The sequence below is a fragment of the Bacillus sp. MHSD_36 genome, assembly GCF_030757775.1.
Taxonomy (GTDB): Bacteria; Bacillota; Bacilli; order Bacillales; family Bacillaceae_G; genus Bacillus_A.
On the sequence record NZ_JAVBIS010000009.1, the window covers coordinates 71,889 to 96,908 of the forward strand.

Annotated in this window: 25 protein-coding genes and 1 riboswitch; of the genes, 19 read left to right on the forward strand and 6 right to left on the reverse strand. The window is 35.3% G+C overall.

The features are described 5' to 3' along the window. The first annotated feature begins 10 nt into the window (after nt 1-10). The 8 genes from Q9B79_RS23915 (at nt 11) to Q9B79_RS23950 (ending at nt 8,051) form a co-directional block, all read left to right on the forward strand. A complete protein-coding gene (locus tag Q9B79_RS23915) occupies nt 11-832 on the forward strand; it encodes an ABC transporter ATP-binding protein (RefSeq protein WP_306188244.1) in 822 nt (273 codons plus the stop codon). 19 nt (nt 833-851) lie between these two features. After that, the gene (locus Q9B79_RS23920) at nt 852-1,670 is read left to right on the forward strand and encodes an alpha/beta hydrolase (protein WP_306188246.1); all 819 of its coding nucleotides are present in this window, start codon (nt 852-854) and stop codon (nt 1,668-1,670) included. A gap of 276 nt (nt 1,671-1,946) precedes the next feature. Beyond that, nucleotides 1,947-2,174, forward strand: coding sequence for a hypothetical protein (locus Q9B79_RS23925; RefSeq protein WP_000849106.1), 228 nt, complete (start codon nt 1,947-1,949; stop codon nt 2,172-2,174). Nucleotides 2,175-2,351: 177 nt separating this feature from the next. Continuing rightward, nucleotides 2,352-2,461: riboswitch (SAM riboswitch) on the forward strand. Between the two features lie 408 nt (nt 2,462-2,869). Further along, nucleotides 2,870-3,676 (forward strand): methionine ABC transporter substrate-binding lipoprotein MetQ, encoded by an 807-nt coding sequence (gene metQ, locus Q9B79_RS23930; RefSeq protein ID WP_306188248.1) that lies wholly within the window; start codon nt 2,870-2,872, stop codon nt 3,674-3,676. 518 nt (nt 3,677-4,194) lie between these two features. After that, a complete protein-coding gene (locus tag Q9B79_RS23935) occupies nt 4,195-4,497 on the forward strand; it encodes a metal-sensing transcriptional repressor (RefSeq protein WP_000349636.1) in 303 nt (100 codons plus the stop codon). A gap of 202 nt (nt 4,498-4,699) precedes the next feature. Next, entirely contained in the window at nt 4,700-4,906 is a 207-nt protein-coding gene (gene copZ, locus Q9B79_RS23940; RefSeq protein WP_306188251.1) for a copper chaperone CopZ, read from the forward strand. A 95-nt stretch (nt 4,907-5,001) separates the two neighbouring features. Beyond that, nucleotides 5,002-7,422 carry a heavy metal translocating P-type ATPase gene (locus Q9B79_RS23945; protein WP_306188253.1) on the forward strand — a complete coding sequence of 807 codons (2,421 nt, stop codon included), beginning with the start codon at nt 5,002-5,004 and terminating at the stop codon, nt 7,420-7,422. Between the two features lie 161 nt (nt 7,423-7,583). After that, entirely contained in the window at nt 7,584-8,051 is a 468-nt protein-coding gene (locus Q9B79_RS23950; protein ID WP_306188255.1) for a GNAT family N-acetyltransferase, read from the forward strand. Between the two features lie 31 nt (nt 8,052-8,082). On the opposite strand, the gene Q9B79_RS23955 is transcribed toward Q9B79_RS23950, so the two are convergent. Beyond that, nucleotides 8,083-8,355 carry an HU family DNA-binding protein gene (locus Q9B79_RS23955; protein ID WP_001043904.1) on the reverse strand — a complete coding sequence of 91 codons (273 nt, stop codon included), beginning with the start codon at nt 8,353-8,355 and terminating at the stop codon, nt 8,083-8,085. Between the two features lie 141 nt (nt 8,356-8,496). Further along, entirely contained in the window at nt 8,497-9,312 is an 816-nt protein-coding gene (locus tag Q9B79_RS23960; protein ID WP_306188258.1) for a formate/nitrite transporter family protein, read from the reverse strand. A 194-nt stretch (nt 9,313-9,506) separates the two neighbouring features. On the opposite strand from Q9B79_RS23960, the gene Q9B79_RS23965 reads away from it, so the two are divergent. Beyond that, nucleotides 9,507-10,400 carry a metallophosphoesterase gene (locus tag Q9B79_RS23965; protein ID WP_306188260.1) on the forward strand — a complete coding sequence of 298 codons (894 nt, stop codon included), beginning with the start codon at nt 9,507-9,509 and terminating at the stop codon, nt 10,398-10,400. 190 nt (nt 10,401-10,590) lie between these two features. Here Q9B79_RS23965 and Q9B79_RS23970 read toward each other — a convergent pair whose 3' ends face one another. Next, nucleotides 10,591-11,673, reverse strand: coding sequence for a chitinase (locus tag Q9B79_RS23970; RefSeq protein WP_306188262.1), 1,083 nt, complete (start codon nt 11,671-11,673; stop codon nt 10,591-10,593). 415 nt (nt 11,674-12,088) lie between these two features. Between Q9B79_RS23970 and gabP the strand changes: the two genes are divergently transcribed. The 8 genes from gabP (at nt 12,089) to entD (ending at nt 21,065) form a co-directional block, all read left to right on the forward strand. Beyond that, nucleotides 12,089-13,483: a GABA permease gene (gene gabP / locus Q9B79_RS23975; protein WP_306188264.1), complete on the forward strand. Its 1,395-nt coding sequence runs from the start codon at nt 12,089-12,091 to the stop codon at nt 13,481-13,483. A 133-nt stretch (nt 13,484-13,616) separates the two neighbouring features. Further along, on the forward strand, nt 13,617-13,955 hold the full coding sequence (locus Q9B79_RS23980; protein WP_306188265.1) for a hypothetical protein: 339 nt from the start codon (nt 13,617-13,619) through the stop codon (nt 13,953-13,955). Nucleotides 13,956-14,272: 317 nt separating this feature from the next. Beyond that, entirely contained in the window at nt 14,273-14,815 is a 543-nt protein-coding gene (locus Q9B79_RS23985) for a DUF420 domain-containing protein (RefSeq protein ID WP_306188267.1), read from the forward strand. A gap of 116 nt (nt 14,816-14,931) precedes the next feature. Further along, complete coding sequence (locus Q9B79_RS23990) at nt 14,932-16,095, forward strand: iron-containing alcohol dehydrogenase (RefSeq protein ID WP_306188269.1); 1,164 nt, start codon at nt 14,932-14,934, stop codon at nt 16,093-16,095. A gap of 158 nt (nt 16,096-16,253) precedes the next feature. Beyond that, on the forward strand, nt 16,254-17,006 hold the full coding sequence (locus Q9B79_RS23995; RefSeq protein WP_000957277.1) for a DeoR/GlpR family DNA-binding transcription regulator: 753 nt from the start codon (nt 16,254-16,256) through the stop codon (nt 17,004-17,006). Continuing rightward, nucleotides 17,003-17,914: a 1-phosphofructokinase gene (gene pfkB / locus Q9B79_RS24000; RefSeq protein WP_306188270.1), complete on the forward strand. Its 912-nt coding sequence runs from the start codon at nt 17,003-17,005 to the stop codon at nt 17,912-17,914. The genes Q9B79_RS23995 and pfkB overlap by 4 nt, the downstream gene beginning before the upstream one ends. 13 nt (nt 17,915-17,927) lie before the next feature. Beyond that, a complete protein-coding gene (locus tag Q9B79_RS24005; RefSeq protein WP_306188271.1) occupies nt 17,928-19,784 on the forward strand; it encodes a PTS fructose transporter subunit IIABC in 1,857 nt (618 codons plus the stop codon). Between the two features lie 348 nt (nt 19,785-20,132). Further along, nucleotides 20,133-21,065, forward strand: a complete 933-nt coding sequence (entD, locus tag Q9B79_RS24010) for a cell wall-binding protein EntD (protein ID WP_306188272.1) — start codon at nt 20,133-20,135, stop codon at nt 21,063-21,065. 62 nt (nt 21,066-21,127) lie between these two features. Here the strand turns inward: entD and Q9B79_RS24015 are convergent, their stop codons facing one another. Then, nucleotides 21,128-21,373, reverse strand: coding sequence for a hypothetical protein (locus Q9B79_RS24015; protein WP_000814418.1), 246 nt, complete (start codon nt 21,371-21,373; stop codon nt 21,128-21,130). A gap of 180 nt (nt 21,374-21,553) precedes the next feature. On the opposite strand from Q9B79_RS24015, the gene miaA reads away from it, so the two are divergent. Further along, nucleotides 21,554-22,507: a tRNA (adenosine(37)-N6)-dimethylallyltransferase MiaA gene (miaA, locus tag Q9B79_RS24020; RefSeq protein WP_306188273.1), complete on the forward strand. Its 954-nt coding sequence runs from the start codon at nt 21,554-21,556 to the stop codon at nt 22,505-22,507. A 21-nt stretch (nt 22,508-22,528) separates the two neighbouring features. Beyond that, nucleotides 22,529-22,753, forward strand: a complete 225-nt coding sequence (hfq, locus tag Q9B79_RS24025; protein ID WP_000813896.1) for an RNA chaperone Hfq — start codon at nt 22,529-22,531, stop codon at nt 22,751-22,753. Between the two features lie 73 nt (nt 22,754-22,826). Here hfq and Q9B79_RS24030 read toward each other — a convergent pair. Together Q9B79_RS24030 and Q9B79_RS24035 are read right to left on the reverse strand one after the other, a co-directional pair. Further along, nucleotides 22,827-24,181 (reverse strand): IS3 family transposase gene (locus Q9B79_RS24030; protein ID WP_306188274.1). Its coding sequence is split into 2 segments (ribosomal slippage): nt 22,827-23,728 and nt 23,728-24,181, totalling 1,356 coding nucleotides; the frame shifts between segments, so codons are not numbered across the junction. 101 nt (nt 24,182-24,282) lie between these two features. Then, nucleotides 24,283-25,020, reverse strand: a 738-nt coding sequence (locus Q9B79_RS24035; protein WP_306188275.1) for a Gly-Xaa-Xaa repeat protein, incomplete at its 5' end; no start/stop codon positions are given.

Genomic DNA, 25,020 nt, shown 5'->3' on the forward strand with positions numbered 1-25,020 from the left:
AGGAATAAAAGTGAGTATTTTAAGTGCAAAAAATTTAGAAACGAATTATGAAAAGCTTACAGTGTTTCGCAATTTAAATGTGGAAATACAAGAAGGAAAAGTAACGACAATTATAGGACCAAACGGGTGCGGTAAATCCACACTGTTAAAAACAATGGGAAGAATTTTAAAGCAAAAGAGCGGTAAAGTCTATCTACAAGGACAGGATTTAAATACAATTCCAACGAAAGAAATTGCGAAGCAGTTAGCTTTACTTCCGCAAACTCCAATTGCGCCAGGAGAGCTGAAAGTAGAAGAATTAATTTCTTATGGACGCTATCCACATCGAAATAACGTAAATAAGTTAACTTCAAAAGATAAAGAGATGATTGATTGGGCCTTAGATATAACGAAAACATCTGAATTTCGAACGAGACAAATAGCAAATCTATCTGGCGGTCAAAGGCAAAAGGTATGGCTAGCGATGGCTTTAGCACAAGAGACAGAAGTGTTACTACTAGATGAACCAACGACATATCTGGATATGTCTCATCAATTAGATGTATTACAAATTGTGGAGAGATTAAATAAAGAACATAATTGTACGGTCGTAATGGTACTACACGATATTAACCATGCAGCAAGGTTTTCAGATGAGATTATTGCAATGAAGGAAGGGGAAATCGTTACAACTGGTATCCCAGAAGAAATCATTACAAATGAAGTGTTAAAAGAAGTATTTCATATTGATGCGCGTGTCATGATTGATCCGTATAATGGGTCTCCTGTTTGTTTTGGATACGATAGCGTTGCACTTCAAGAAGAGAAAGTTGAAATATATGTAACGAGTTAAAAAGGAGGGGAGATATAAGATGAATACTACGATTGAAAAACAGCAGATTATAACATCTAATACGGAACAGTGGAAAATGTATTCGAAAATAGAAGGTAAGGAATATCAAATTCATATTTCAAAGCCGAGGCAGCCAGCACCAGAGTCAGGCTATCCTGTTATATACGTATTAGATGGCAATGCCTTTTTTCAAACATTCCATGAAGCGGTTAAAATACAATCAGTTAGAGCAGAAAAAACAGGTGTTTCACCAGCCATTATAGTAGGTATTGGATATCCAATTGAAGGGGCATTTTCAGGTGAAGAAAGGTGCTATGATTTTACGCCTAGCGTAATTTCAAAAGATTCGCCTTTAAAACCAGACGGTAAACCGTGGCCTAAAACAGGAGGAGCACATAATTTCTTTACTTTTATTGAAGAAGAATTAAAGCCGCAGATTGAAACGAATTATGAGATTGATAAAAGAAAACAAACATTATTTGGGCATTCACTAGGTGGTTTATTTGCTTTACATATACTATTCACAAACGTAAATGCTTTTCAAAATTATTTTATTAGTAGTCCATCTATTTGGTGGAATAACCAATCTGTTCTTGAAAAAGAAGAGAATCTTATAAATGAATTAAACAGTGCCGACTTTGAAACGGGAGTGTTCCTTACAGTTGGGTCACTAGAACGAGAGCATATGGTTGTAGGGGCAAACGAATTATCAGAGCGCCTTTTCCAAGTAAAACATGATCAGTTTAGATTTGCGTTTTATGAAGCTGAAGGAGAGAATCACGTATCTGTTGTGCCGACTTCTTTAAGTAAAGGGTTAAGATTTATTAGTCACGTATAATTTGGAATGATTGTCTAATAAAATGCAAACGAAAGGCTATGGGGAAATTCTCCATAGCCTTTCGTTTGTTCAAGTAGAATTGTCCTTTTTGAACGTTTTGTTTCAACTTTTCGTCTAAAGAGACAAAAAGTTGTCACAATTCGGTCACAATTAGCATAAACATAAAATAGACGAAATGAACTTATTTCCAAAAAGGCTTAGTTCATTCCATTTATGATTAGTGGAGCTAAAAAGAACGGATTAAAAGTTCACTATATTCTCAAGGAGGTATATCGTATGAAAACTATTCTTGCTATCGCTGGGCTGATTTGGGTTTTATCACATGGCATTCCAATTTATGAAGGAGAACAAATTCGCAGTGCTCTGAATAAAAATTTTAATGAATATCACGTTATTGATCGGCAAGATAATGTTGTGACAGTTCGTGTAAATGACTGTTTTCATACGGTAACCGTTGAAGGAACTTCAGTAGTGAATGATACAAAAGTATGTGATCAGCAATAACTATATATAGAAAGAAAGAAGTCTCAATTTATACGTGTGAATTGAGACTTTTATATTTGTGATTGAAGTTTTTTCATAAACAATTATTGACATAACGAGTTTATGTTGATAAAATTCAATTCATAAAATATAGATAATTTAATAGATTTCGAATCAGATGAAAATTAAATCTGATTTCTCTTATCCAGAGAGGTGGAGGGACTGTGCCCTATGAAACCCAGCAACCATCAATTTTTATATTGAAATGGTGCTAATTCCTGCAAAGCAAATGCTTTGAGAGATGAGAGAAAGGGATAGTATCGATATATGCATACAAACCTTTCTGCTCATTCTAAGGGTAGAAAGGTTTTTTGTTGTTCAAATGTGAGTGAAGATTATTCTGAGGGAAAATAGAGCGATTTATCCCGCTTTAATGGGCAGTAAGACCCCCACCTCAAAATGCAGCGAAAGCAAAGAAGTTAGGTGGGGGTCTTACTGCCCATAAAAGTCCGATTGGTTCAACTAATAATCAGTGGGGGATGAAGAAAACCCCCACTGATTAATGTTTCACTTTATACAGTCCGTGTGAAGGAGGAATAACGATGTGAAAATCAATGAACCAATTTGTGCATGTCCTAGTGTTGTTCTAATAAAATGGATTATTGATTTGTTACAGCGTGAATTAATAAATTACATAGAAGAAGGGTGTTTACAACATGAAAAAACTATTACTATCAGGACTTATTACAACGGCAATTTTTGGTTTAACTGCTTGTGGAGGAAAAAGTGAAGATAAGCTTGTTGTTGGTGCTTCTAATGTACCTCATGCAGTTATTTTGGAAAAAGCAAAACCATTACTTGAGAAAAAAGGTGTAGAATTAGAAATTAAAAAATTCCAAGACTACGTATTACCAAATAAATCATTGGCAAATAAAGAATTAGATGCAAACTATTTCCAAGGTATCCCGTACTTAGAGAAAGAAATGAAAGACAAAAAATATGATTTTGAAGTAGCTGGAAAAATACACATTGAACCAATCGGTTTATATTCTCAAAAATATAAAAATCTAAAAGAGCTTCCAGATGGTGCAACAATTATTATGAGTAATGCAATTACTGATCATGGACGTGGTTTAGCGATTTTACAAAAAGAAGGCATTTTAAAAATTAAAGATGGTATAGATCCTGTAAAAGCAACTGTAAAAGATATTGCAGATAATCCGAAAAATTTGAAATTCAAAACAGACATCGAGCCTGGTCTATTAACACAAATGTATAAAAATAAAGAAGGTGATGCTATTTTAATTAATGCTAACTATGCAATTGATGCAAAATTAAATCCAAGAAAAGATGCAATTGCGCTTGAAGGTAAGGATTCTCCATATGTAAACGTAGTTGCAGTTCGTAAAGGTGACAAAGATAAGAAAGAAATTAAAGCACTTGTAGAAGTATTGCATTCGAAAGAAATTGAAGATTTTATTAATAAGGAATATAACGGTGCAGTTATTCCTGTAAAAGAATAACTTTGAAAACTAAGCAATTGTACTCTTTACAACTACGTATTTTATCCCGCTATTCGCCGGGCAGTAAGACTCACACCTCAAAATTCGTCTGGAGCAAAGAAGTTAGGTGGGAGATCAACTGCCCGTAAAAGCCCGATTGGTGAGGGCTGATTAAAGTTTCACTTTATAACTGATGAGAATTAATTATTTTATTAAGGGCTACTAAGGTAGCCCTTTTATATTTGTAACGAGAAATTGTTAGGGAATGTACATTAATGGAGGCTGTAGTTGAAGAACATAGCACAAAAGTGATTAAACATTTTACTTTATTAAGTTCTGATGGAGAATGTAATGTTTTTTTGAAAAAGGAAGGGTATCATGAAAATTGAGACTGAGAAGCTAATAAATTGTTAAGAATAAGCATAGAGCGGAAATATACTCATATGGGGTATCATACATAGATAATTAATGCTATAATTGGTATACTCGTAAAAGCAATTGTTTTATTGGATGAAGAGAAACTTTAAGAAGGTGATAATATGGATCATAAAGAGCATGAAGCGGTAACACATAGATCAGAAAAAGAAAAAGAACAAATTATAAATAGATTAAAGAGAATTGAAGGACAGGTCCGCGGTATTCAAAATATGATTGAAAATGATCGCTATTGTGTGGATATTTTAGTGCAAATTTCAGCGATTAATGCAGCGATGAAAAAAGTAGGAATGGGTGTATTAAAAAACCATACAAGTCATTGCGTTTCAGGTGCTATTAAAGATGGAAATGGTGACGAAGCAATTGAAGAATTAATGACTGTATTTGAACGTTTTTCAAAAGCGTAAAAACAAGCTAGTATGTAACTGGCTTGTTTTTTGTTTACCTTCATATAATGTTTCGGGGTATTAATGTGAAAAAGTGTATGTAAAATAAACTTTTAGAAAATAATTGAAAAATCATGATGCAAAACCATTGATTACCTTAGGGGGGTATGGTAAGATGTAGTTGTAATTAACAAACAATGAAGAAACAAGAGGAGGATTTTAAATGGAACAGTTAACATTAAAAGTTGAAGGTATGTCTTGTGGACATTGTGTAAATTCTATTGAGAGCAGTGTGAAAGAGCTAAACGGTGTTGAACAAGTGAAGGTTCAATTAGCAGAAGGCATTGTTGAAGTTACTATCGACTCATCAGTTGTAACGTTAAAAGATATCACTGGTGTAATTGAAGATCAAGGATACGATGTTCAATAATTATTTTTAGATATGGAAATAAATCGTACTTTATAGGAAGTACGATTTATTTTGCTAATAATTATACCTCATAAGGGTATATAGAGGTGAGAGACATGAATGAACAGAAAGAGGTCAATCTTCAAATATCAGGAATGACATGTGCCGCATGTGCGAATAGAATTGAAAAAGGCCTGAAAAAAGTAGAAGGTGTTCATGATGCAAATGTAAATTTTGCACTTGAAAAAACAAAAATAATGTATGATCCCCAAAAAACAAATCCGCAACAATTTAAGGAAAAAGTTGAATCGTTAGGATATGGAATTGTAAGTGATAAAGTTGAGTTTACTGTTTCAGGGATGACATGCGCAGCATGTGCGAATAGAGTAGAAAAGCGTTTAAATAAGTTAGAAGGTGTGAACGGAGCGACAGTAAATTTCGCTTTGGAATCAGCTACAGTAGATTTTAATCCTGATGAAATTAATGTAAATGAAATGAAGAGTGCAATCACGAAATTAGGATATAAATTGGAAGTGAAATCAGATGAGCAAGATGAATCAACTGATCATCGCTTACAAGAAATTGAGCGACAAAAAAAGAAATTTATCATTTCGTTTATTTTATCATTCCCGTTACTGTGGGCAATGGTAAGTCATTTCTCATTTACATCGTTTATTTATTTACCTGATATGCTTATGAACCCTTGGGTGCAACTAGCTCTTGCAACTCCAGTTCAGTTTATCATTGGTGGACAGTTTTATGTTGGGGCTTATAAAGCGTTACGTAATAAAAGTGCTAACATGGATGTTCTTGTGGCACTTGGAACGTCGGCCGCCTATTTCTATAGTGTATATTTAAGCATTCAATCTATCGGTTCTTCGGAACATATGACAGATTTATATTTTGAAACGAGCGCGGTACTTATTACACTAATTATTTTAGGTAAATTATTTGAAGTAAAAGCAAAGGGACGTTCATCAGAAGCGATTAAAAAGTTGATGGGTTTACAAGCAAAGACAGCTACAGTTGTACGAGATGGAACAGAAATGAAAATTTTAATCGAAGAAGTAGTAGCTGGTGATATCGTTTATGTAAAGCCTGGTGAAAAAATTCCGGTAGATGGAGAAATTGTAGAAGGAAAATCAGCAATAGATGAATCGATGTTAACAGGTGAAAGCATTCCAGTTGATAAAACAATTAGGGATGGAGTAATCGGTTCTACAATGAATAAAAATGGATTTTTAAAAGTGAAAGCAACTAAGGTAGGAAGAGATACTGCATTAGCTCAAATTATTAAAGTAGTAGAAGAGGCTCAAGGTTCAAAAGCTCCTATTCAAAGGGTAGCAGATCAAATCTCAGGTATTTTCGTACCGGTTGTAGTTGTAATTGCTATTATCACATTTGCAGTGTGGATGTTATTTGTTACACCTGGTGATTTTGGTGGGGCACTTGAAAAAATGATAGCTGTACTTGTTATCGCTTGTCCATGTGCATTAGGTCTTGCAACACCGACATCTATTATGGCTGGGTCTGGAAGATCAGCTGAGTATGGTATTTTATTTAAAGGCGGAGAGCATTTAGAAGCAACGCATCGATTAGATACAGTTATTCTAGATAAAACAGGTACTGTGACAAACGGAAAGCCTATGTTAACAGATGTAATAGTAGCAGATGGATTCCATGAAGAAGAAATACTACGCTTAGTAGGTGCGGCAGAAAAAAATTCTGAACATCCACTTGCAGAAGCGATTGTAGAAGGAATTAAAGAAAAGAAAATTGATATTCCAAGTTCAGAAACGTTTGAAGCGATTCCGGGATTCGGTATTGAATCAGTTGTAGAAGGGAAACAATTATTAATTGGTACACGTCGATTAATGAAGAAATTCGATATTGATATTAAAGAAGTTTCTAAATCGATGGAAGAGCTAGAACGAGAAGGAAAAACAGCGATGTTAATAGCAATAGATAAGGAGTATGCTGGAATAGTTGCTGTTGCGGATACTGTAAAAGATACTTCAAAAGTAGCAATCGCAAGACTTAAGAAAATGGGCCTAGACGTTGTTATGATTACAGGAGATAATACACAAACTGCTCAGGCAATCGCTAAACAAGTTGGTATTGATCACGTAATTGCAGAAGTATTACCAGAAGGAAAAGCAGAAGAAGTGAAAAAACTGCAAGCGCAAGGTAAGAAAGTAGCAATGGTTGGAGATGGAATAAATGATGCGCCTGCCCTTGCTACGGCGGATATCGGTATGGCAATTGGAACAGGTACAGATGTAGCGATGGAAGCAGCAGATATTACGTTAATCCGTGGTGATTTAAATAGTATCGCGGATGCAATCTTTATGAGTAAGATGACGATAAGAAATATTAAGCAAAATTTATTCTGGGCACTAGCTTATAATGGGTTAGGAATCCCGATTGCAGCGTTCGGTTTCTTAGCACCTTGGGTTGCTGGAGCTGCGATGGCATTTAGTTCTGTATCCGTTGTATTAAATGCATTACGACTACAAAGAGTGAAATTAAAAAAATAAAAATCTATAGAGTAATTGCATATGCTTTTAAACAAAAAACAATACTTTGAAATAAGTATTGTTTTTTGTTTATATAGAAAGAAAAAAGATATAATAAAGCAGAAATATTGAATACTAGATAGTAGAAAAGTTAAATGATAGTTTAGTAAGGAGGTTCATATATGTTAAAAGACACGGTCATTAGAACATTCCATAAAGAGGATTTAGAACAAGTATTACAGTTGTTCTATGAAACAGTTCATACAATTAATGCAAAAGATTATAACGTATTACAGCTACAGGCATGGGCACCAGAGCGACTAGATAGAGAAAGCTGGTTACAGTCTTTAGAGAAGAATATTAGTTATGTAGCGGATTATATCGGTGTAATAGTGGGGTTTGGTGATTATAATGATGAGCATTACGTAGATCGTCTATTTACGCATAAAGATTATCAAGGGAAAAGGATAGCGTCATACATACTACAGAAGTTAGAACAAGAAGCAGTGAACTTGGGACATAAGGAGATATATACAGAAGCGAGTATTACAGCAAAACCTTTCTTTGAAAGTAATGGTTTTATTTGCATAAAGGAACAAAAGAAACAGCATAATGGTCAGATTTTTACTAATTATGTAATGAAAAAATAGCCCTCTCGTAAACGAGAAGGCTATTTTTTCATTATTTTACAGCTTCTTTAAGTTCTTTACCAGCTTTGAAAGCAGGTACTTTAGAAGCTGCGATTTGCATTTCTTCACCAGTTTGTGGGTTACGGCCTGTACGAGCAGCTCTTTCGCGAACTTCGAATGTACCGAATCCGATAAGTTGTACTTTTTCACCAGCAGCTAAAGTGTTAGTGATTGATTCTACTACAGTTTGTACAACTACAGTAGCTTCTTTTTGAGAAATCTCAGCGTTTTGTGCTACGTTTTTAATTAATTCTGTTTTGTTCATGTTTTTCACCTCATATGTAAATAATGCTATTTAAGTTGTTATTATAACGTATAAAACATTCGAGAACAAGTGTACGTACATATATTCGTAAAAAAAATGAAATTTGTAATATTTTTTTGAGCTACTGTATAGACAGTTCATTTAAGCGGATACAGATTGTTTCTTTAATTCGGTTTGCTCTTTATTTGAAGGTTGTTTCTTATTATAAGATATGAAATAAGGTAACGCTACAAATAACATACCGCCTACTAAGTTTCCGAAGAAAACAAAAATGAAGTTTGGAAAATATTCAATCCAAGTTAAATGACCAGCAAAAATAGCAGCTGGGATGACAAACATATTGGCTACAACGTGTTGAAATCCAATCGCAACAAAAGTCATAACTGGGAACCAAATGCCGATAATCTTTCCGATAAAATCTTTGCTTCCCATACTCAGCCAAACAGCTAAACAAACGAGCCAGTTACATCCGATTGCAGAAATGAAGGCTTGTAGTGGTGTGTCTTGAAGTTTAGCTTGCGCAATAGCAACTGTTTTCGCTAAAAAAGCGCCCTCTGTTAATCCGACGATATGACCGAAAAAATAAGCCACGAATACAGCACCTATGAAGTTGCTAAACGTAACAATAATTAAATTTCGTATGAAATGAAATAAATTAATTTTCTTTTGGATCCAAGCCATAGAAACTGTCATCATGTTACCAGTTACTAGTTCACCGCCTGCAAGAATAACGAGTATAAGACCGATAGGGAATACAGCGGCACCTAGAAAGCTAGTAAATGATCCCCAAGACTTTGGCATTGTTCCAATAACATGGATATCGAGTAAATACCCTAATGCTATGAAAGCACCACCAAAAAAGCCGAGAATTAGCATAGGTAGAAATGATAAATGAGCCTTTTTACTTCCGGAATTAGCAGCAAGTTCCGTAATTTCTTCTGGTGTAAATACAGACATGAATAATCTCTCCTTAATAAAATAATGAAATGAATAGATGGAACATTTCTAAGAATCTATTTATTATAAAAACATGTTATGACTTTTGTATAAATTTGTCAAAGTGAGTAGGGTGAAATTGGATATAACTACATTGTTTATGTTGTCACACTAATGTAACAATAAGGCTTTAAAGTACTTCTAGAGGTGAGAACATGAATACGCATCATGTAAAAAAAGAACAAAAAAAATCAATCGTCAAGATATTTATACTTAGTTTTATAAGTATAGTAATGATTTCACTCAGTTTGTATTTCTATGCGACAGAAATAGAGAGAAAGCTCGTAACAGTTACATGGAATGAAATAGAATCTTCTACAATTCCTAAAGAGTTTAATAATAAGAAAATATTACAATTCTCAGATGTGCATTTAGGACCAGAATTTACATTGAAACAACTAGAAAATTTGGTAGAGAAGATGAATGCGTTACATTCAGATATAGTAGTTTTTACAGGGGATTTAATAGATAAGTTTGAATCATATAAAGCCGAAAGAGAAGAGGCAAAAGGTATTTTACAGAAAATACATGCGCCCTTAGGGAAATATGCAGTGTTTGGGAATCATGATAGGGGCGGTGGAGGTAGTTTATTTTATAAAAAGTATATGGAGGAAGCTGGTTTCTCTGTGTTAGTAAATGAAGTGCAGAAAATTAAAGCGGAAAATGGCAAATATATCACAATATCAGGTTTGGATGATTTTTTATTAGGGAAGCCACAAATAGACGCGACTTTAAAACAAGTAAGGCAACAAGATTTCAATATGCTCTTAGTACATGAGCCGGATGTTGTAGACAAAGTAGCTCGTTACCCAGTTGATTTTCAAATGTCAGGACATAGTCATGGAGGACAAGTTCAAATTCCTTTTATAGGTCCATTAATTACTACAAAATTAGCTGAGAGTCATGTTGAAGGTATGTATGAATTAGAAGGGAAGAATAAGCTATTACATTTATATGTAAATCGTGGTATTGGGACAACCCGAATGCCTGTTAGATTTTGGAGTGTACCTGAACTTTCAGTATTTGTATTGAAGCAAAATAGTAACTAGACTACTTTAGAGTAGTAGGAGGGTTTTCAAAGAAAGTGCTCTTTTTTATTTATTAAACACATAATATTATGTAACTGTCGATTGAAGTATTAAAATGGAAACAAATCTTTTCATCATGTAGAAGTGAAAAAGTAATTTACGCAAATAAAAAACAACAATCGGTCATATAAAACCGATTGTTGTTTTTTTATTATTTTTGCAAGGGAGTCGCATCAAAATATGTTCTATAGTTATTAGAGAATTCAAAGTTGTTTTTTGCATCCCAATTAATAGACCAAGACATTAGGCCGCGGAATGCAGGGTAGCCACTCTGATTTGAAAGTTTATACTTACCTCCGAAAGGAATTCCTTTAATGATATAATCTAAAGCTTTTTTCATTTCAGTTGGAGAAATATATCCGCCACTTGGAGCGGCCGCTGGTGCTGCAGGAAGTCCAATCATGACTTGATCCGAACGAAGAGCTGGGAAAATGTTATTTGCATTACCACCTACAGGAAAACCATGTAAGAGCATATCTGCCATAGCGACTTCGTAGTCTGCAGTACCTTGATTGTAGTTATTACCGTCCATTCCAATTCCACTACCAGCGTTGTAGTGTTGAACGTGAATGTATGTTAGTTTGTCTTTCACTCCGTAAATAATCGGTAAATATGCACCCCATATGTTTCCATATGCGCTATATCCGCCTTGAACATAAGCTGTTTCAGGAGCCATGCTTAATAGAAAATCTGGACCATAATGATCTGAGATTGTCCGAATAGCTGAAATAAGATTTACGATTTGAGGAGTAGTTGGGTTTTTGAAATTAGTGTCATTTCCGTTTAAGTAAATACCTGATTCAAGGTCAATATCTATTCCATCAAAACCGTATTTATCGATTAGAGATTGTAGAGAATTAATAAAACGTTGCTTAGCGGCATTGTCAGGAAGTAGAACGACCCCATTTTGTCCACCTATTGAAAGAACTACTTTCTTTCCTTTACTTTTTAAATAAGAAATATCTGATTTAAATTCTGCATCTGTACCGTACACAGGAGAAAATTCAACAGTGGAACGATCACCACCAGTCTCACCGAAGGACACATTGATTACATCCCATTTTGGTGAAACGTCTTTTAATTTAATTATGCCAGTACCGTTATCGAAGTTATGCCAGTATCCAACGAGTAATTTTGATCCTAAATTGTTGGCTGCTTGTGCTTGAAAGGGGACTAGCGGTAGCAGTAAGAAAATGACTAAAGTACAACAAATGAATTTGAACTTGTTTAACATATCAACACTCCTATACAAAAAGTTGTCTAGATGTATAATCTTGTTTATTTAATAATATCTGAAAATTCATTCTTTTGTAAGATGACTATAATTTTCTCAACAATTGTGTATGGGAAATTATTAAACCTAATGAAATAATTTCTGAAGGAGGTCGAATTACGATTGTTAAATTCAGAATATTTTGATACATTTTAAAGTATAGGACAAAATTTTTCGCATAATACTCTTACATAAAGTGAAACTTTAATCAGTGGGGGGCATCCCCCTCTGATTATTAGTTGAACCAATCGGGCATTTACGGGCAGTAGATTCCCGCCTAACTTCTTTGCTTCCGCTGAATTTTGAGGTGGAGGTTTTACTGCCCGTTAATGCGGGGTAAATTTCAAAATTAAGTTTGGAAGGGGATGTACAAGAGTTGGATAAAAATCTTAAGAAAGATCTAAAAATACGCCACATTACAATGATCTCAATTGGTGGTGTAATAGGAGCTGGTTTGTTTGTTGGGAGTGGTGCGGTTGTACATTCAGCAGGGCCAGGTTCTATCGTTTCATATGCATTAGCAGGACTTCTAGTTATTTTCGTTATGAGAATGTTAGGAGAAATGGCAGCTATTAACCCGACAAGTGGTTCATTTGCAACATATGCACGAGAAGCAATTGGTCCATGGGCGGGTTATACAATTGGGTGGCTATATTGGTTTTTCTGGGTAATTGTTATTGCAATAGAAGCTACAGCAGGTGCTGGTATTATTCAATACTGGATTCCAGAAATCCCGCTTTGGTTATTAAGTTTAATATTAACGGTTTTATTAACGTTGACGAATGTTTTTTCAGTGAAATCATTTGGAGAGTTTGAATATTGGTTTTCTTTTATTAAAGTGATAAGTATTGTTTTATTCCTTTGTCTTGGACTAGCTGTTATTTTAGGATTTGTACCAGGAACGGAAGCACCTGGTACTTCCAATTTAATAGGACAAGGAGGATTTATGCCAAACGGTATAAGTTCGGTGTTACTTGGAATCACTGTCGTTATATTTTCATTTATGGGATCTGAGATTGTTGCAGTAGCTGCTGGAGAATCTGCCGAACCTGTAAAAGCAGTAAAAACAGCAACAAATAGTGTAATTTGGCGTATTCTCGTATTTTTTATTGGATCAATCGCTGTAGTTGTTACACTTCTTCCGTGGAATTCAGCAAACATACTAAAAAGTCCGTTTGTAGCGGTACTAGAACATATAGGGATACCAGCGGCAGCACAAATTATGAATTTCATCGTGTTAACAGCCGTACTTTCTTGTTTAAATTCGGGTTTATATACAAACTCAAGAATGCTTTTTTCGATGGCAGAAAGAGGAGATGCTCCAAAGGCATTTTTGAAATTGAACAGTAGTGGTGTTCCAGTTCGAGCAGTTTTATTTGGGACTTTCTTTGCTTACATTGGCGTTGTTTTCAGTTATATATCTCCAGATAAAGTATTTTTATTTTTAGTGAATGCGTCTGGCGGGATTGCTTTACTCGTTTATCTCGTTATAGCAGTTTCACATTTAAAGATACGTAAAAAAATGGGGGAAACGGAACAACAAAATTTGAAAGTGAAAATGTGGTTTTTCCCGTATGCAACGTATGTTACAATTGCCGCTATTATAGCAGTTTTAGTTGCAATGCTTGCAATTGAATCTTTACGTTCGCAGGCACTATTAACGATGCTTGTTACTGTTCTTATAATCATTTCTTATTTTATTTTTAATAGAAAGAAAAATAGTACAGTGTTGAATTCTAAAAGTAAGAATGAGGAATCTGTTCGTTTCTAATTTCTTGTTTTAGAAGAGAGTTACACCCAATCATTGCTATAAAAGAATCATATATAATCATAGAAACAAGTAATTACTATTGTCATAGTGAATATAAACTTTTTTCTTGACTTTTTATACGAAGGCGAGCAAAATGGTAAAAAAGGAAGGGGGGATGACGATGGAAGAGTACGTATTGGAGCTTTATAACTTTTTATATACGACAGAATGGCAAGATATTGTTTCGTTTCTAGGAATCGTATTTTGCATGAAAATTGTAATCGTATATATGGAAGAGCAAGGTATGTTCTATTCCTTCTCATCCCCGTTCGATATGCAACGCGAGCCGTTGCTAAACTATGCCAATGTGAAATACGAACAAATTCCTTTTGTTATTTTCTTTATGATTCGATTTATAACAGCAATTGTAAAGAAAAAGGAAAGTGACGATGAAGAGTGCCACTCAACTTGTAATATAGCGAACGTTTTTTAAGCTAAATACAAGGAGGAGATTTATATGTGGTTTCGATTTCTTATGATTGGTTTCTTTTCATTAACAGCAATTTCATTAATGGGTTATCAAGTGTCTGAAATTTTTCAAGCATATAGCGATACATTTTTTAACAAAAACTAATCGCGTTGCTATTTGAATAATAAAGCGATAAAATCCTTCTTAAGAAGTTTTATTAAGAAGGATTTTTTCTTTGTCTTATCTTGCTGTGTCAAACTATTGTCACATTTACACTGTGAATAGTATGTTAAAATAGTGAGGTTACGTATACATATTTGAAGGAAGAGGGAGTGACCATTTTGGTGGATCAATCAACAAATCAGAAAAGCTATGCTCCTATTGTGATAACGCTTTCTGTAATTGTAAATGCGATTATTTTATTTTTGTTCTTTGGACCTGTTGGCTATGAAGGAGAATTACATTTTGATGTAACAATTTTACCAATGTTAAATGCAATTTTTAATAGCTTTACGTTCGTATTCTTATTAGCAGCTCTATACTCTATTATTAAGAAGAATGTGAAAATGCACCGTGGTTTCATCCTGGCGGCATTTACAATGACGTTGCTATTTTGTGTTTCTTATTTATCGTATCATTACTTAGCGCCAGCAACACATTTTGGTGGAGAAGGATTCATTAAATATGTGTATTTCATCATTTTAATTACACATATTATCCTGGCAGCAATTATTGTACCGCTTGCATTGTTTGCACTTGTATTTGGTTTTACAAATCAATTAACACGTCATCGTAAAATTGTGCGTTGGACGATGCCGATTTGGTTATATGTAAGTTTATCTGGTGTTATTGTTTACTTAATGATCTCACCTTATTATCAATAAAAAATCTCAGCCTGTAGGCTGGGATTTTTTTGTTAGGCAAATATTTTTGTAAAATGAAAAAAATATGGTATACAAAAGTATAGTTGCTTTTCATATAGAAGGGATGGTAAAGGGATATGCAAAATTTTGTATTTCGTAATCCAACGAAACTTATTTTCGGTAAAGGGCAATTAGAACAGTTGAAAACTGAAATTCCACAGTTCGGTAAAAAAGTTCTTCTCGTATACGGGGGAGGCAGTATTAAAAGAAACGGTATTTATGATAATGTAATTTCTATTTTAAAAGATATAAATGCAGAAGTATTTGAATTGACAGGCGTTGAACCGAATCCACGTGTATCAACTGTAAAGAAAGGAATTCAAATTTGTAAAGATAATGGTGTTGAATTTATTTTAGCAGTTGGTGGAGGAAGTGTAATTGACTGTACGAAGGCAATTGCTGCTGGTAGTAAGTACGATGGAGATGTGTGGGATATTGTAACGAAAAAAGCTTTTGTTAGTGAGGCATTACCATTTGGTACTGTACTTACGCTTGCAGCAACAGGATCTGAAATGAATGCTGGTTCTGTCATTACAAACTGGGAAACGAATGAAAAATATGGCTGGGGTAGTCCAGTTACTTTCCCGCAGTTTTCAATTTTAGATCCAGTTCATACTGCGTCTGTGCCGAAGGATCAAACAATTTACGGTATGGTAGATATTATGTCGCACGTATTAGAGCAATATTTCCACAACGGAACAAATACAGAACTACAAGATCGTTATTGTGAATCTGTTTTAAAAACAGTAATTGAAACGGCTCCTAAGCTTTTAAATGATTTAGGAAATTATGAGCATAGAGAAACCATTTTATATTGCGGTACTATGGCGTTAAACGGCATTTTAGCGATGGGAGTAAAAGGAGACTGGGCCACTCATAATATTGAGCATGCAGTTTCTGCGGTTCATGATATACCACATGGGGGTGGCTTGGCGATTTTATTCCCGAACTGGATGAAGCATGTTGTAGATGAAAATGTAAGTCGTTTTAAACAGTTTGCTATTCGTGTATTCGATGTAGAAACGGATGGAAAGACTGATCGAGAGATTGCGTTAGAAGGGATTGAGGCGTTACGTCAGTTTTGGACTTCAATTGAAGCGCCGGTAACATTAGCTGATTACGCTATTGGAGAAAACGAAATTGATGTAATGGCGGATAAAGCGATGGCTTATGGCGAATTTGGTAACTTTAAAAAATTAAATAAAGACGATGTTTTAAGCATATATAAAGCTTCCCTATAAGTGAAGCGAGTAAAGAAACCCATTTGATATAACAATCAAATGGGTTTCTTTTTTGTTGTTTATAACTGTTGGTGACTGATTTTGATTATTTGTGAATGTTTATGGTTGATTTTTGTGATCGTTTTCATTATACTGTAATCAAAGAAGAGGTGAATAAAATGTTAACTCCTGAACGTCATCAAATGATATTGCAACTTGTAAAAGAGCAGAAGGTTGTTAAATTACAACAATTAGTAGAAAGAACAGAAAGCTCTGAATCAACAATTCGTCGTGATTTAGCGCAATTGGAAAAACAAAGGTTATTAAAAAGAGTCCACGGTGGTGCAGCTGTTTTAACAGGAAAAGGACAGGAGCCGACGATGGTTGAAAAATCATCCAAAAACATTCAAATAAAACAACAAATTGCGAAGTATGCCGCTAGCATTGTTGAACAAGGTGATTGCATTTATTTAGATGCAGGAAGTACGACATTTGAAATGATTCCATTTTTAATAAATAAAGATGTTACTGTCGTTACGAATGGACTTATGCATATTGAAGCTTTAGTTGAAAATAATATTCGTGCATATTTACTAGGCGGAATGATGAAAAGTAGGACGAAAGCTTTAATTGGTGCTATGGCACAGGAAAGTATGCAAAAGTATCGCTTTGATAAATGTTTTTTAGGTGCAAATGGTGTACATGAACAGCTTGGTTTTACAACTCCAGATCCAGAAGAGGCATTATTAAAACAAATGGCATTAACATTAGCGAACGAAGGATATTTCTTAATTGATGAAAGTAAGTTTTCAGAAGTTGCGTTTGCGAAAATTGCCAATGTGGAAGAAGCAAATATTATTACAAACCATTTAGAAATTGATTTAGAAAAATATAAAAGACAAACCAATGTAATTGAGGCTGATAAACAATGATCTATACAGTTACTTTAAATCCATCTATTGATTATGTAGTACAAGTTAATTCCTTTGATTTAGGCACAGTAAATCGAGCAGAGAAAGATATGAAGTTTCCTGGAGGAAAAGGGATTAATGTTTCTCGCGTTCTCCATCGTTTAGGTGTGGAAAATGTAGCACTTGGATTTACTGGTGGATTCACCGGTCAATTTATTAAAGATGTATTACAGGCGGAAGGTGTAACGACAAACTTCGTCCAAGTAGATGGGGATTCCCGAATTAATGTGAAAATAAAAGGGCAAGAAGAGACAGAATTAAATGGGCAAGGTCCTAATGTGACAAATGAGCAATTTGAACAATTAATGAAACAAATCGAAAGTATGAAGCAGGGAGATTGCGTTGTGCTAGCTGGAAGTGTACCTGCATCTATCCCAACTACCTTTTATGAATCAATTGCAGCGCTCGGAGCTGAAAAAGGTATTCGCGTAGTAGTCGATGCGAGCGGAAGTGCACTGCAGCATGTAATTAAAAATAAGCCATTTTTAATAAAGCCTAATCATCATGAACTTGGTGAGTTATTCGATGTAGAGATTTCAACAGTAGAAGATATTTTACCGTATGGAAGAAAATTAATCGAACAAGGTGTAGAGCATGTGATCGTATCAATGGCAGGAGATGGAGCTTTATTATTTACAGCAGAAGGTATATATGAAGCAACTGTTCCGAAAGGTGTTGTAATTAACTCGGTTGGGGCAGGAGATTCTCTCGTTGCAGGATTTGTTGGTAAATATGAACAAACAAAAGATATTGAAAAGGCATTTCAATATGGCGTTGCAACAGGGAGTGCAACAGCATTCTCAGCTGATTTATGTGAAAAGGAAAAAGTAGAAGAATTATTGTCGCAAGTAATCGTAGCTAAGCGATAGGGGGAAGCAACATATGAAAATTACAGAACTATTAAAAAGGGATACAGTTATTATGAATTTGACAGCTTCAAATAAAGAAGCTGTCATAGATGAATTAGTTGAGAAATTAAACGGCGCAAATCGTTTAAATAGTAAAGTGGAATTTAAAGAAGCTATTTTAAAGCGGGAGTCACAAAGTACAACTGGAATAGGGGAAGGAATTGCAATCCCTCATGCGAAAACAAAAGCTGTTAAGCAACCAGCGATTTGTTTTGGTAGAAGTGTAAGCGGTATCAATTATGAATCGCTTGACGGGCAACCAGCTCATTTGTTTTTTATGATTGCTGCGAGCGAAGGGGCAAATAATACTCATTTAGAAACGTTATCGCGCCTTTCTACATTATTAATGGATGAAGGGTTTCGTAAGCAATTATTAGAAGCAAAGGATGAAGAGGAACTTCTTCGTTTATTTGATGAAAAAGAGAATGAAAAAGAAGAAGAGGTTGAAGTTGCAAAACCAGAAGGAAATGAACCGTACGTATTGGCAGTTACGGCTTGCCCAACTGGAATCGCTCACACGTATATGGCTGCAGATAGCTTGAAAGCAAAAGCAGCAGAGCTAGGAATCGCGATTAAAGTTGAGACGAACGGATCAACAGGTATAAAAAATGGTTTAAAGAAAGAAGACATTGAACGAGCAACAGCTATTATCGTAGCAGCAGATAAACAAGTAGAAATGAACCGTTTTGCTGGGAAGCATGTCATTCAAGTACCAGTCGCTGATGGGATTAGAAAAACGGAAACACTTCTTAATCGAGCTGTAAAACAAGATGCACCAATCTTTAAAGGTGTAAAAGAAGATGGAAAGGCAGAAAGTACGGAAAAAGAAAAAGGATTAGGAATTTATAAGCATTTAATGAACGGCGTAAGTAATATGCTTCCATTCGTTGTTGGTGGTGGGATTTTAATCGCATTAGCGTTTTCGTTTGGTGGTATAAAGGCGGAAGGTCCTTTAGCTGAATTGTTCATGTCTATTGGAGGAGGGAAAACGGGGGCGTTTTTATTCCTTGTACCAATTTTAGCTGGATTTATTGCAAGTTCTATTGCTGATCGACCTGGTTTTATGCCTGGTGTTGTAGGTGGATTTTTAGCAGCGCAAGCAAATGCGGGGTTTTTAGGTGGATTAATTGCTGGTTTCTTAGCTGGATATGTTGTTTTAGGGTTGAAAAAATTATTTTCAGGATTACCAGTACAGTTAGAAGGAATTAAACCTGTTTTGTTATATCCAGTCTTTGGATTGTTAATTACAGGAGTTGTTATGCAAAAAGTAGTAAACCCACCAGTAGTAGCATTAAATGAAATGCTAACAGGATGGTTAAATGGTTTGAACGGTACAAATGCTATATTATTAGGTCTTATTTTAGGCGGCATGATGGCAATTGATATGGGTGGCCCGATTAATAAAGCTGCATTTACTTTTGGTATTGCTGCAATAGAAGCGCAGAACTTTGGCGTACACTCTGCTGTTATGGCTGGTGGTATGGTACCGCCATTAGCGATTGCATTCGCAACTACTGTCTTTAAATCAAAGTTTACTGAAGCAGAACGTAAATCTGGTTTAACAAATTATATTATGGGCGCATCGTTTATTACAGAAGGTGCGATTCCATTTGCTGCAGCAGATCCGGTTCGAGTAATAGTAAGTTGTGTTGTTGGTTCAAGTATTGCGGGTGCATTATCTATGTTATTCCAAATTACATTACCAGCACCGCATGGTGGGTTGTTTGTTATCGCATTAGTAAATAAACCGGTGTTATATATTTTCTCGATATTAATAGGGACAGTTGTTTCAGCTCTTATGATGGGGGTTTGGAAAAAGAAAGTTCAATAACAGATGTAAAGGGAGTAGCTTTTATGAGCTACTCCTTTGTATTACAAAAAAGTGGATTAATAATTGGAGAATGATGAATTTTGGTAAAAGATGTAATGAAATATGATTTTTTTGTAACAAAAAAGTAATACTGTAATTTTTTCTGGAAAAAAATTCTGGTGCTTGTATGTGGAAAATATATGAAAAATATTGAAGATTCTATTGGAAATGAGATTCATTAATATGGAAATTTATGTTACAAATCGTTAATCGTATATTACGAATGGTTTGTAATTGTGTGATTTCGAAAAATCCTAAAAATCTGTTGCTATAATGAAAATACGAAAACAAAGCAAATGGAGGCTATTCATGAAAAAATTATTAGGTATAGCAACGGCGGCAGTTTTTGGTCTTGGGATTTTTGCAGGTTCTGCGAAAGCAGAAACGTTTGTAACAACAGACGTATTAAATGTTAGAGAAAACCCAACTGTAGAGTCTAAGCTTGTAGGTAAAATGTTAAGCGGAAATAAATTAGATGTTGTAAATACAGAAAACGGATGGACAAAAATTAAATTAAATGGTCAAGAAGCGTTTGTAAGTGCTGAATTTACAAAAAGTACATATTATGTGACAGCGGGCGTGTTGAATGTTCGCGCTGGAGCGAATACTGACTCAGAAATTCTTGGTAAACTGAATAAAAATGATGTAATCGAAACGACAAATCAAGTTCAAAATGAATGGTTGCAATTTGACTATAATGGAAAAACAGGATATGTTCACGTGCCATTTTTAACAGGGACGGCACCTGTAATTGAAAAGAAAGAAGTTGTAGCGCAAGAAGAAGCGCCAGTAGGAGTAAATACGCCGGTTAAGAATAATAAAGTAGTTAAGAACGAAGAGTCTGTTAAGAAGGTAGAATCAAATAAACCTGTGGTAAAACAGCAGTCAACTACGAAACAAGTTGCGAAATCTACTCAAACAAGTGCACCTGCTGGTGGACGTGAAATAACAGTAGAAGCGACGGCGTATACAGCGCATCCAGGTGAGAATGGTACGTATGGTGGTCGTGTATTAACTGCAATGGGGCATGATTTAACAGCGAATCCAAATATGAAAGTAATTGCTGTTGATCCTAAAGTAATTCCACTTGGGTCAAAAGTGTGGGTAGAAGGATATGGAGAAGCGATTGCTGGAGATACTGGTGGTGCGATTAAAGGAAATCGTATTGATGTCTTAGTTGGCTCAGATGGTAGTGCCAATAGCTGGGGGCGCAAATCTGTAAAAGTGAAAGTTATAGAGTAGTGTATATGTATTAATATAAAAGGCGGTTGCTTGAAAGTATGTAAGCAACCGCCTTTTATGGATTATTGAAAAGGATAAATCGTTTTACCTGTAATAATTTTATATGCACTGCAAAATTGGTTTTGTATATACTCTGTATCTTTATTTTCTGGATGTAAAGTTGTTTCTTGGAGAGTAGAATGAAAGGAACGTAGTAAACAATTTAAGGCGAAGTATAATTCTTCTTGTGAACAATTTTGTTCTTTTGTAGCAGTAGCTAAAATGAGGTCTTTTGTCAAAGATGAAAAATTGATAGTGGATTGTTTCATAGTTAACTCATCCTCTCGGAACTATTTTTATCATGTATATGCGGAATTGGACAAACTATGTTCTTTTTTATTTATAATTTCATGTACCGTAATGAAAGAACTTGCAATCATGCCGTTAAAATTGGTAAGATTGGATATAATCAATAGATGGAGTACATTACATAAAGAGAGTTGAATGATATGGGAGAAATGCAACGTGAAAAAGTTGCTGTCATCATTGGACCAACTGCTGTTGGGAAGACGAAGTTAAGTATTGATCTTGCTAAAGCGTTGAATGGTGAAATTATAAGTGGAGATTCCATGCAGATTTATCGTACGATGGATATTGGAACTGCAAAGGTGACGAAAGAAGAGATGGACGGAATTCCACATTATATGGTTGATATAAAAAATCCAGAAGAATCATTTTCAGTTGCCGAATTTCAAGAACGTGTTCGTAAGCATATTCGAGAGATTACAGAGCGTGGTAAATTGCCAATTATCGTTGGTGGAACTGGTCTGTATATACAATCTGTTTTATTCGATTATCAGTTTACGGATGATGCTGGTGATGCTATATACCGAGAACAAATGGAAAAGTTAGCATTAGAACGTGGTGCGGAATATGTACATAAGAAATTACAAGAAGTAGACCCAGAAAGCGCTGAGCGTATTCATGCAAATAATGTACGCCGTGTCATTAGAGCGTTAGAAATTTTCCGCACGACGGGTGAAAAAATGAGTGATCAACTTGAAAAACAAGAAAACGAGTTATTATACGATGTTTCTTTGATTGGCTTGACAATGGATCGTGAAATGCTATACGATCGCATTAACTTACGAGTTGATATAATGATGGACCAAGGTTTATTAGAAGAAGTAGAAGGATTGTATAATCGAGGGATACGAGATTGTCAATCTATTCAAGCGATTGGGTATAAAGAGATATATGATTATTTTGAGGATCGTGTCTCTTTAGAAGAAGCGGTATCACAATTAAAGACGAATTCACGTCGTTATGCAAAACGCCAATTAACGTGGTTCCGTAATAAGATGGATGTCACATGGTTTGATGTTACAGACGGTGAAAAAACGTCAGAAATTTTACGATACATAGAAGGAAAGCTACAACTAAAGTCGAATAATAGTAAGTAGAGAAAAAGAGGAGGATTCGACATGAAGCAATCAATCAATATTCAAGATCAGTTTTTAAATCAACTCCGTAAAGAGAATACGTTTGTTACGCTGTACTTATTAAATGGTTTCCAGCTTCGTGGATTAATTAAAGGATTTGATAATTTTACAGTCCTACTGGAAACAGAAGGTAAGCAACAGCTTATTTATAAACATGCAATTTCCACATTTGTTCCACAAAAAAATGTTTCAATTGAATTAGAGTAGTAATGAATTATTGTACATAACAAAAAAAGAGCGAGTTTGAAGTGACCCCTAAAAGTTAGACACGGTTATTTCATTAGGCAGCTTGATAAAAGTGAGTCCGGTATTGTACCGGGCTCATTTTTAATTTTGCCTTAATCCGTTTCGTATTATAATAATCTATATATTTTTCTAATTCTATTTTAAAGTGCTCTACATTTTCAAATTCTTTTATGTAGAGGAACTCCGACTTCATAATCCCAAAGAAATTTTCTATTACTGCGTTGTCGTAACAGTTGCCTTTTCGAGACATACTCTGGACGATAGCTCTTGATTCAAGTGTACGGACGTATTGTCTCATTTGATAATGCCATCCTTGATCCGAATGCATCAGTAGCTGGTGGGTTTCAGGTAAACGTTCCAATGCATTCTCTAACATGTCTGAAACAAGCGAATACGTCGGTCTAGAACCAATTGTATAGGTAATAATTTCACCATTATACAAATCTAATACAGGTGATACATACAATTTTTCTCCAAACAATTTAAACTTTGTGATGTCTGTTACCCACTTTTGATTCGGTGCATCTGTATGAAAGTTACGCTCTAAAATATTAGGTGCAATTCTACCGACTTTTCCTTTATAGGATTTATATTTCTTCATACGCACAACACACTTTAACCCAAGCTCTTTCATAATGCGCTGAACCTTCTTGTGGTTCACTTTCTGGCCACGATTCGTTAATTCATCACGAATGCGACGATAACCATAACGACCTTCATTTTCCTCATAAATCTCTTTAATCTCAGCTTTCAAATCGGCATCTACATCTGGACGATGCATTTTCTTTACTAAATCATAATACGTGCTTCGAGGAATAGTAGCTAGCTCCACAAGTGCCTTCACCGAATATTTATGCCTTAATTCATAGACTACTTGCGCTTTGTCTTGTCTCGTGATTTTTCCTTGTTTTGAACTAAGGCATTCAACTTTTTTAAGTACTGATTTTCCATCTCAAGCTGTTTAATGCGTGCTTCAAGTGCCTCGACTGACCCGTCAGCTAAAGCTTGTTTTAATTGTTTATTTGAATCTTTTTTCATGGATGGACGCCCCTTTTTCTTAGATTGAAGGGCATCAATTCCTTGTGTTTCGAGCTGTTTTTTCCAAACAGAAATCGTTGAAGGGGCAGGAATATTAAAGATAGCTGCCGTCTCAAATAAGGACATACCGTTTTCAATCATAAAGTTTAGTACGTCTAGTTTAAATTGTTGTGTGTAATTTGTACATCGTTTTAGAAAAGCCTCCAGACCATTCTGTTTATATTGGTTTACCCAATTCAAAATGATTGTGTCACTTATACCGAGCAATTTACCCATTTCTCGATAACTTTCATTTCCGTTCAAATAACGTAGAACGATTTGTATTTTTTCATCAGCTGTAAATTTAGCCATAGAAAAACTGCACCTCCAATTGTTAGACTGTGTCTAACAATTGGGGTGCAGTTCATTTTCTCGCTCTTTTTTTATTTGCCATAAACAATAAATAGTGAGATTTAAGCGATTCTAAATACAGTTAGACGAATGTTAGTGTTTCCTGTTGCAGGGATCGTAATCTCGTTAAGAGTAGATTGGACAGAAATGTTTGCACCGGCAGTTAACGTTTCGATTGTAGTAAATGAAAGTGAGTCGCCTATTAGATTTGAAGAGAAGTTGTCAGTTGCGACTGTTCCATTAATTGAAATGCCTACTCCAAGAGGAGCGCATCCTGGCGCAGTGGTAGAAATAGATACGCTAATTACATAAATACCACCATTGATAACTGTAACTGTATCTGTGCCATTAAAGATAATATTGTTTACGTTAATTGCAGTGCTGAAAATAAAGTTATTAAATTGTAGTACTGTTTGTTGAATGTTGTTTGTTACAACAATTGTTGCTACAGGGAAGCTAGGTCCAGTAGGCCCAGTCGGTCCTGTAACTCCTATACCAGTAGCGCCCGTTGGCCCTTGAACACCCTGAGGTCCAGTAGCACCGGTAGCACCAGTAGCACCCGTGTTACCTTGAACACCTTGAGGTCCAGTAGCACCTGTGTTACCTTGAGCACCCTGAGGTCCGGTAGCACCGGTAGCACCCGCTGGTCCTTGAACGCCTTGAGGTCCAGTAGCGCCCGTGTTACCTTGAGGTCCCTGAGGTCCAGTCGGTCCAGGAGGCCCACCAGAAGGTCCAGTTGGTCCTGTAACTCCTATACCAGTAGCGCCGGTAGCACCCGTGTTACCTTGAGCACCTTGAGG

Excerpts from the sequence above, each read along its gene's own strand:
- Q9B79_RS23920 (WP_306188246.1), top strand. The coding sequence starts at position 852 with ATGAATACTACGATTGAAAAACAGCAGATTATAACATCTAATACGGAA.
- Q9B79_RS23925 (WP_000849106.1), top strand. The coding sequence starts at position 1,947 with ATGAAAACTATTCTTGCTATCGCTGGGCTGATTTGGGTTTTATCACAT.
- metQ (WP_306188248.1), top strand. The coding sequence starts at position 2,870 with ATGAAAAAACTATTACTATCAGGACTTATTACAACGGCAATTTTTGGT.
- Q9B79_RS23935 (WP_000349636.1), top strand. The coding sequence starts at position 4,195 with ATGGATCATAAAGAGCATGAAGCGGTAACACATAGATCAGAAAAAGAA.
- copZ (WP_306188251.1), top strand. The coding sequence starts at position 4,700 with ATGGAACAGTTAACATTAAAAGTTGAAGGTATGTCTTGTGGACATTGT.
- Q9B79_RS23945 (WP_306188253.1), top strand. The coding sequence starts at position 5,002 with ATGAATGAACAGAAAGAGGTCAATCTTCAAATATCAGGAATGACATGT.
- Q9B79_RS23950 (WP_306188255.1), top strand. The coding sequence starts at position 7,584 with ATGTTAAAAGACACGGTCATTAGAACATTCCATAAAGAGGATTTAGAA.
- Q9B79_RS23955 (WP_001043904.1), bottom strand. The coding sequence starts at position 8,355 with ATGAACAAAACAGAATTAATTAAAAACGTAGCACAAAACGCTGAGATT.
- Q9B79_RS23960 (WP_306188258.1), bottom strand. The coding sequence starts at position 9,312 with ATGTCTGTATTTACACCAGAAGAAATTACGGAACTTGCTGCTAATTCC.
- Q9B79_RS23965 (WP_306188260.1), top strand. The coding sequence starts at position 9,507 with ATGAATACGCATCATGTAAAAAAAGAACAAAAAAAATCAATCGTCAAG.
- Q9B79_RS23970 (WP_306188262.1), bottom strand. The coding sequence starts at position 11,673 with ATGTTAAACAAGTTCAAATTCATTTGTTGTACTTTAGTCATTTTCTTA.
- Q9B79_RS23980 (WP_306188265.1), top strand. The coding sequence starts at position 13,617 with ATGGTAAAAAAGGAAGGGGGGATGACGATGGAAGAGTACGTATTGGAG.
- Q9B79_RS23990 (WP_306188269.1), top strand. The coding sequence starts at position 14,932 with ATGCAAAATTTTGTATTTCGTAATCCAACGAAACTTATTTTCGGTAAA.
- Q9B79_RS23995 (WP_000957277.1), top strand. The coding sequence starts at position 16,254 with ATGTTAACTCCTGAACGTCATCAAATGATATTGCAACTTGTAAAAGAG.
- pfkB (WP_306188270.1), top strand. The coding sequence starts at position 17,003 with ATGATCTATACAGTTACTTTAAATCCATCTATTGATTATGTAGTACAA.
- Q9B79_RS24005 (WP_306188271.1), top strand. The coding sequence starts at position 17,928 with ATGAAAATTACAGAACTATTAAAAAGGGATACAGTTATTATGAATTTG.
- entD (WP_306188272.1), top strand. The coding sequence starts at position 20,133 with ATGAAAAAATTATTAGGTATAGCAACGGCGGCAGTTTTTGGTCTTGGG.
- Q9B79_RS24015 (WP_000814418.1), bottom strand. The coding sequence starts at position 21,373 with ATGAAACAATCCACTATCAATTTTTCATCTTTGACAAAAGACCTCATT.
- miaA (WP_306188273.1), top strand. The coding sequence starts at position 21,554 with ATGGGAGAAATGCAACGTGAAAAAGTTGCTGTCATCATTGGACCAACT.
- hfq (WP_000813896.1), top strand. The coding sequence starts at position 22,529 with ATGAAGCAATCAATCAATATTCAAGATCAGTTTTTAAATCAACTCCGT.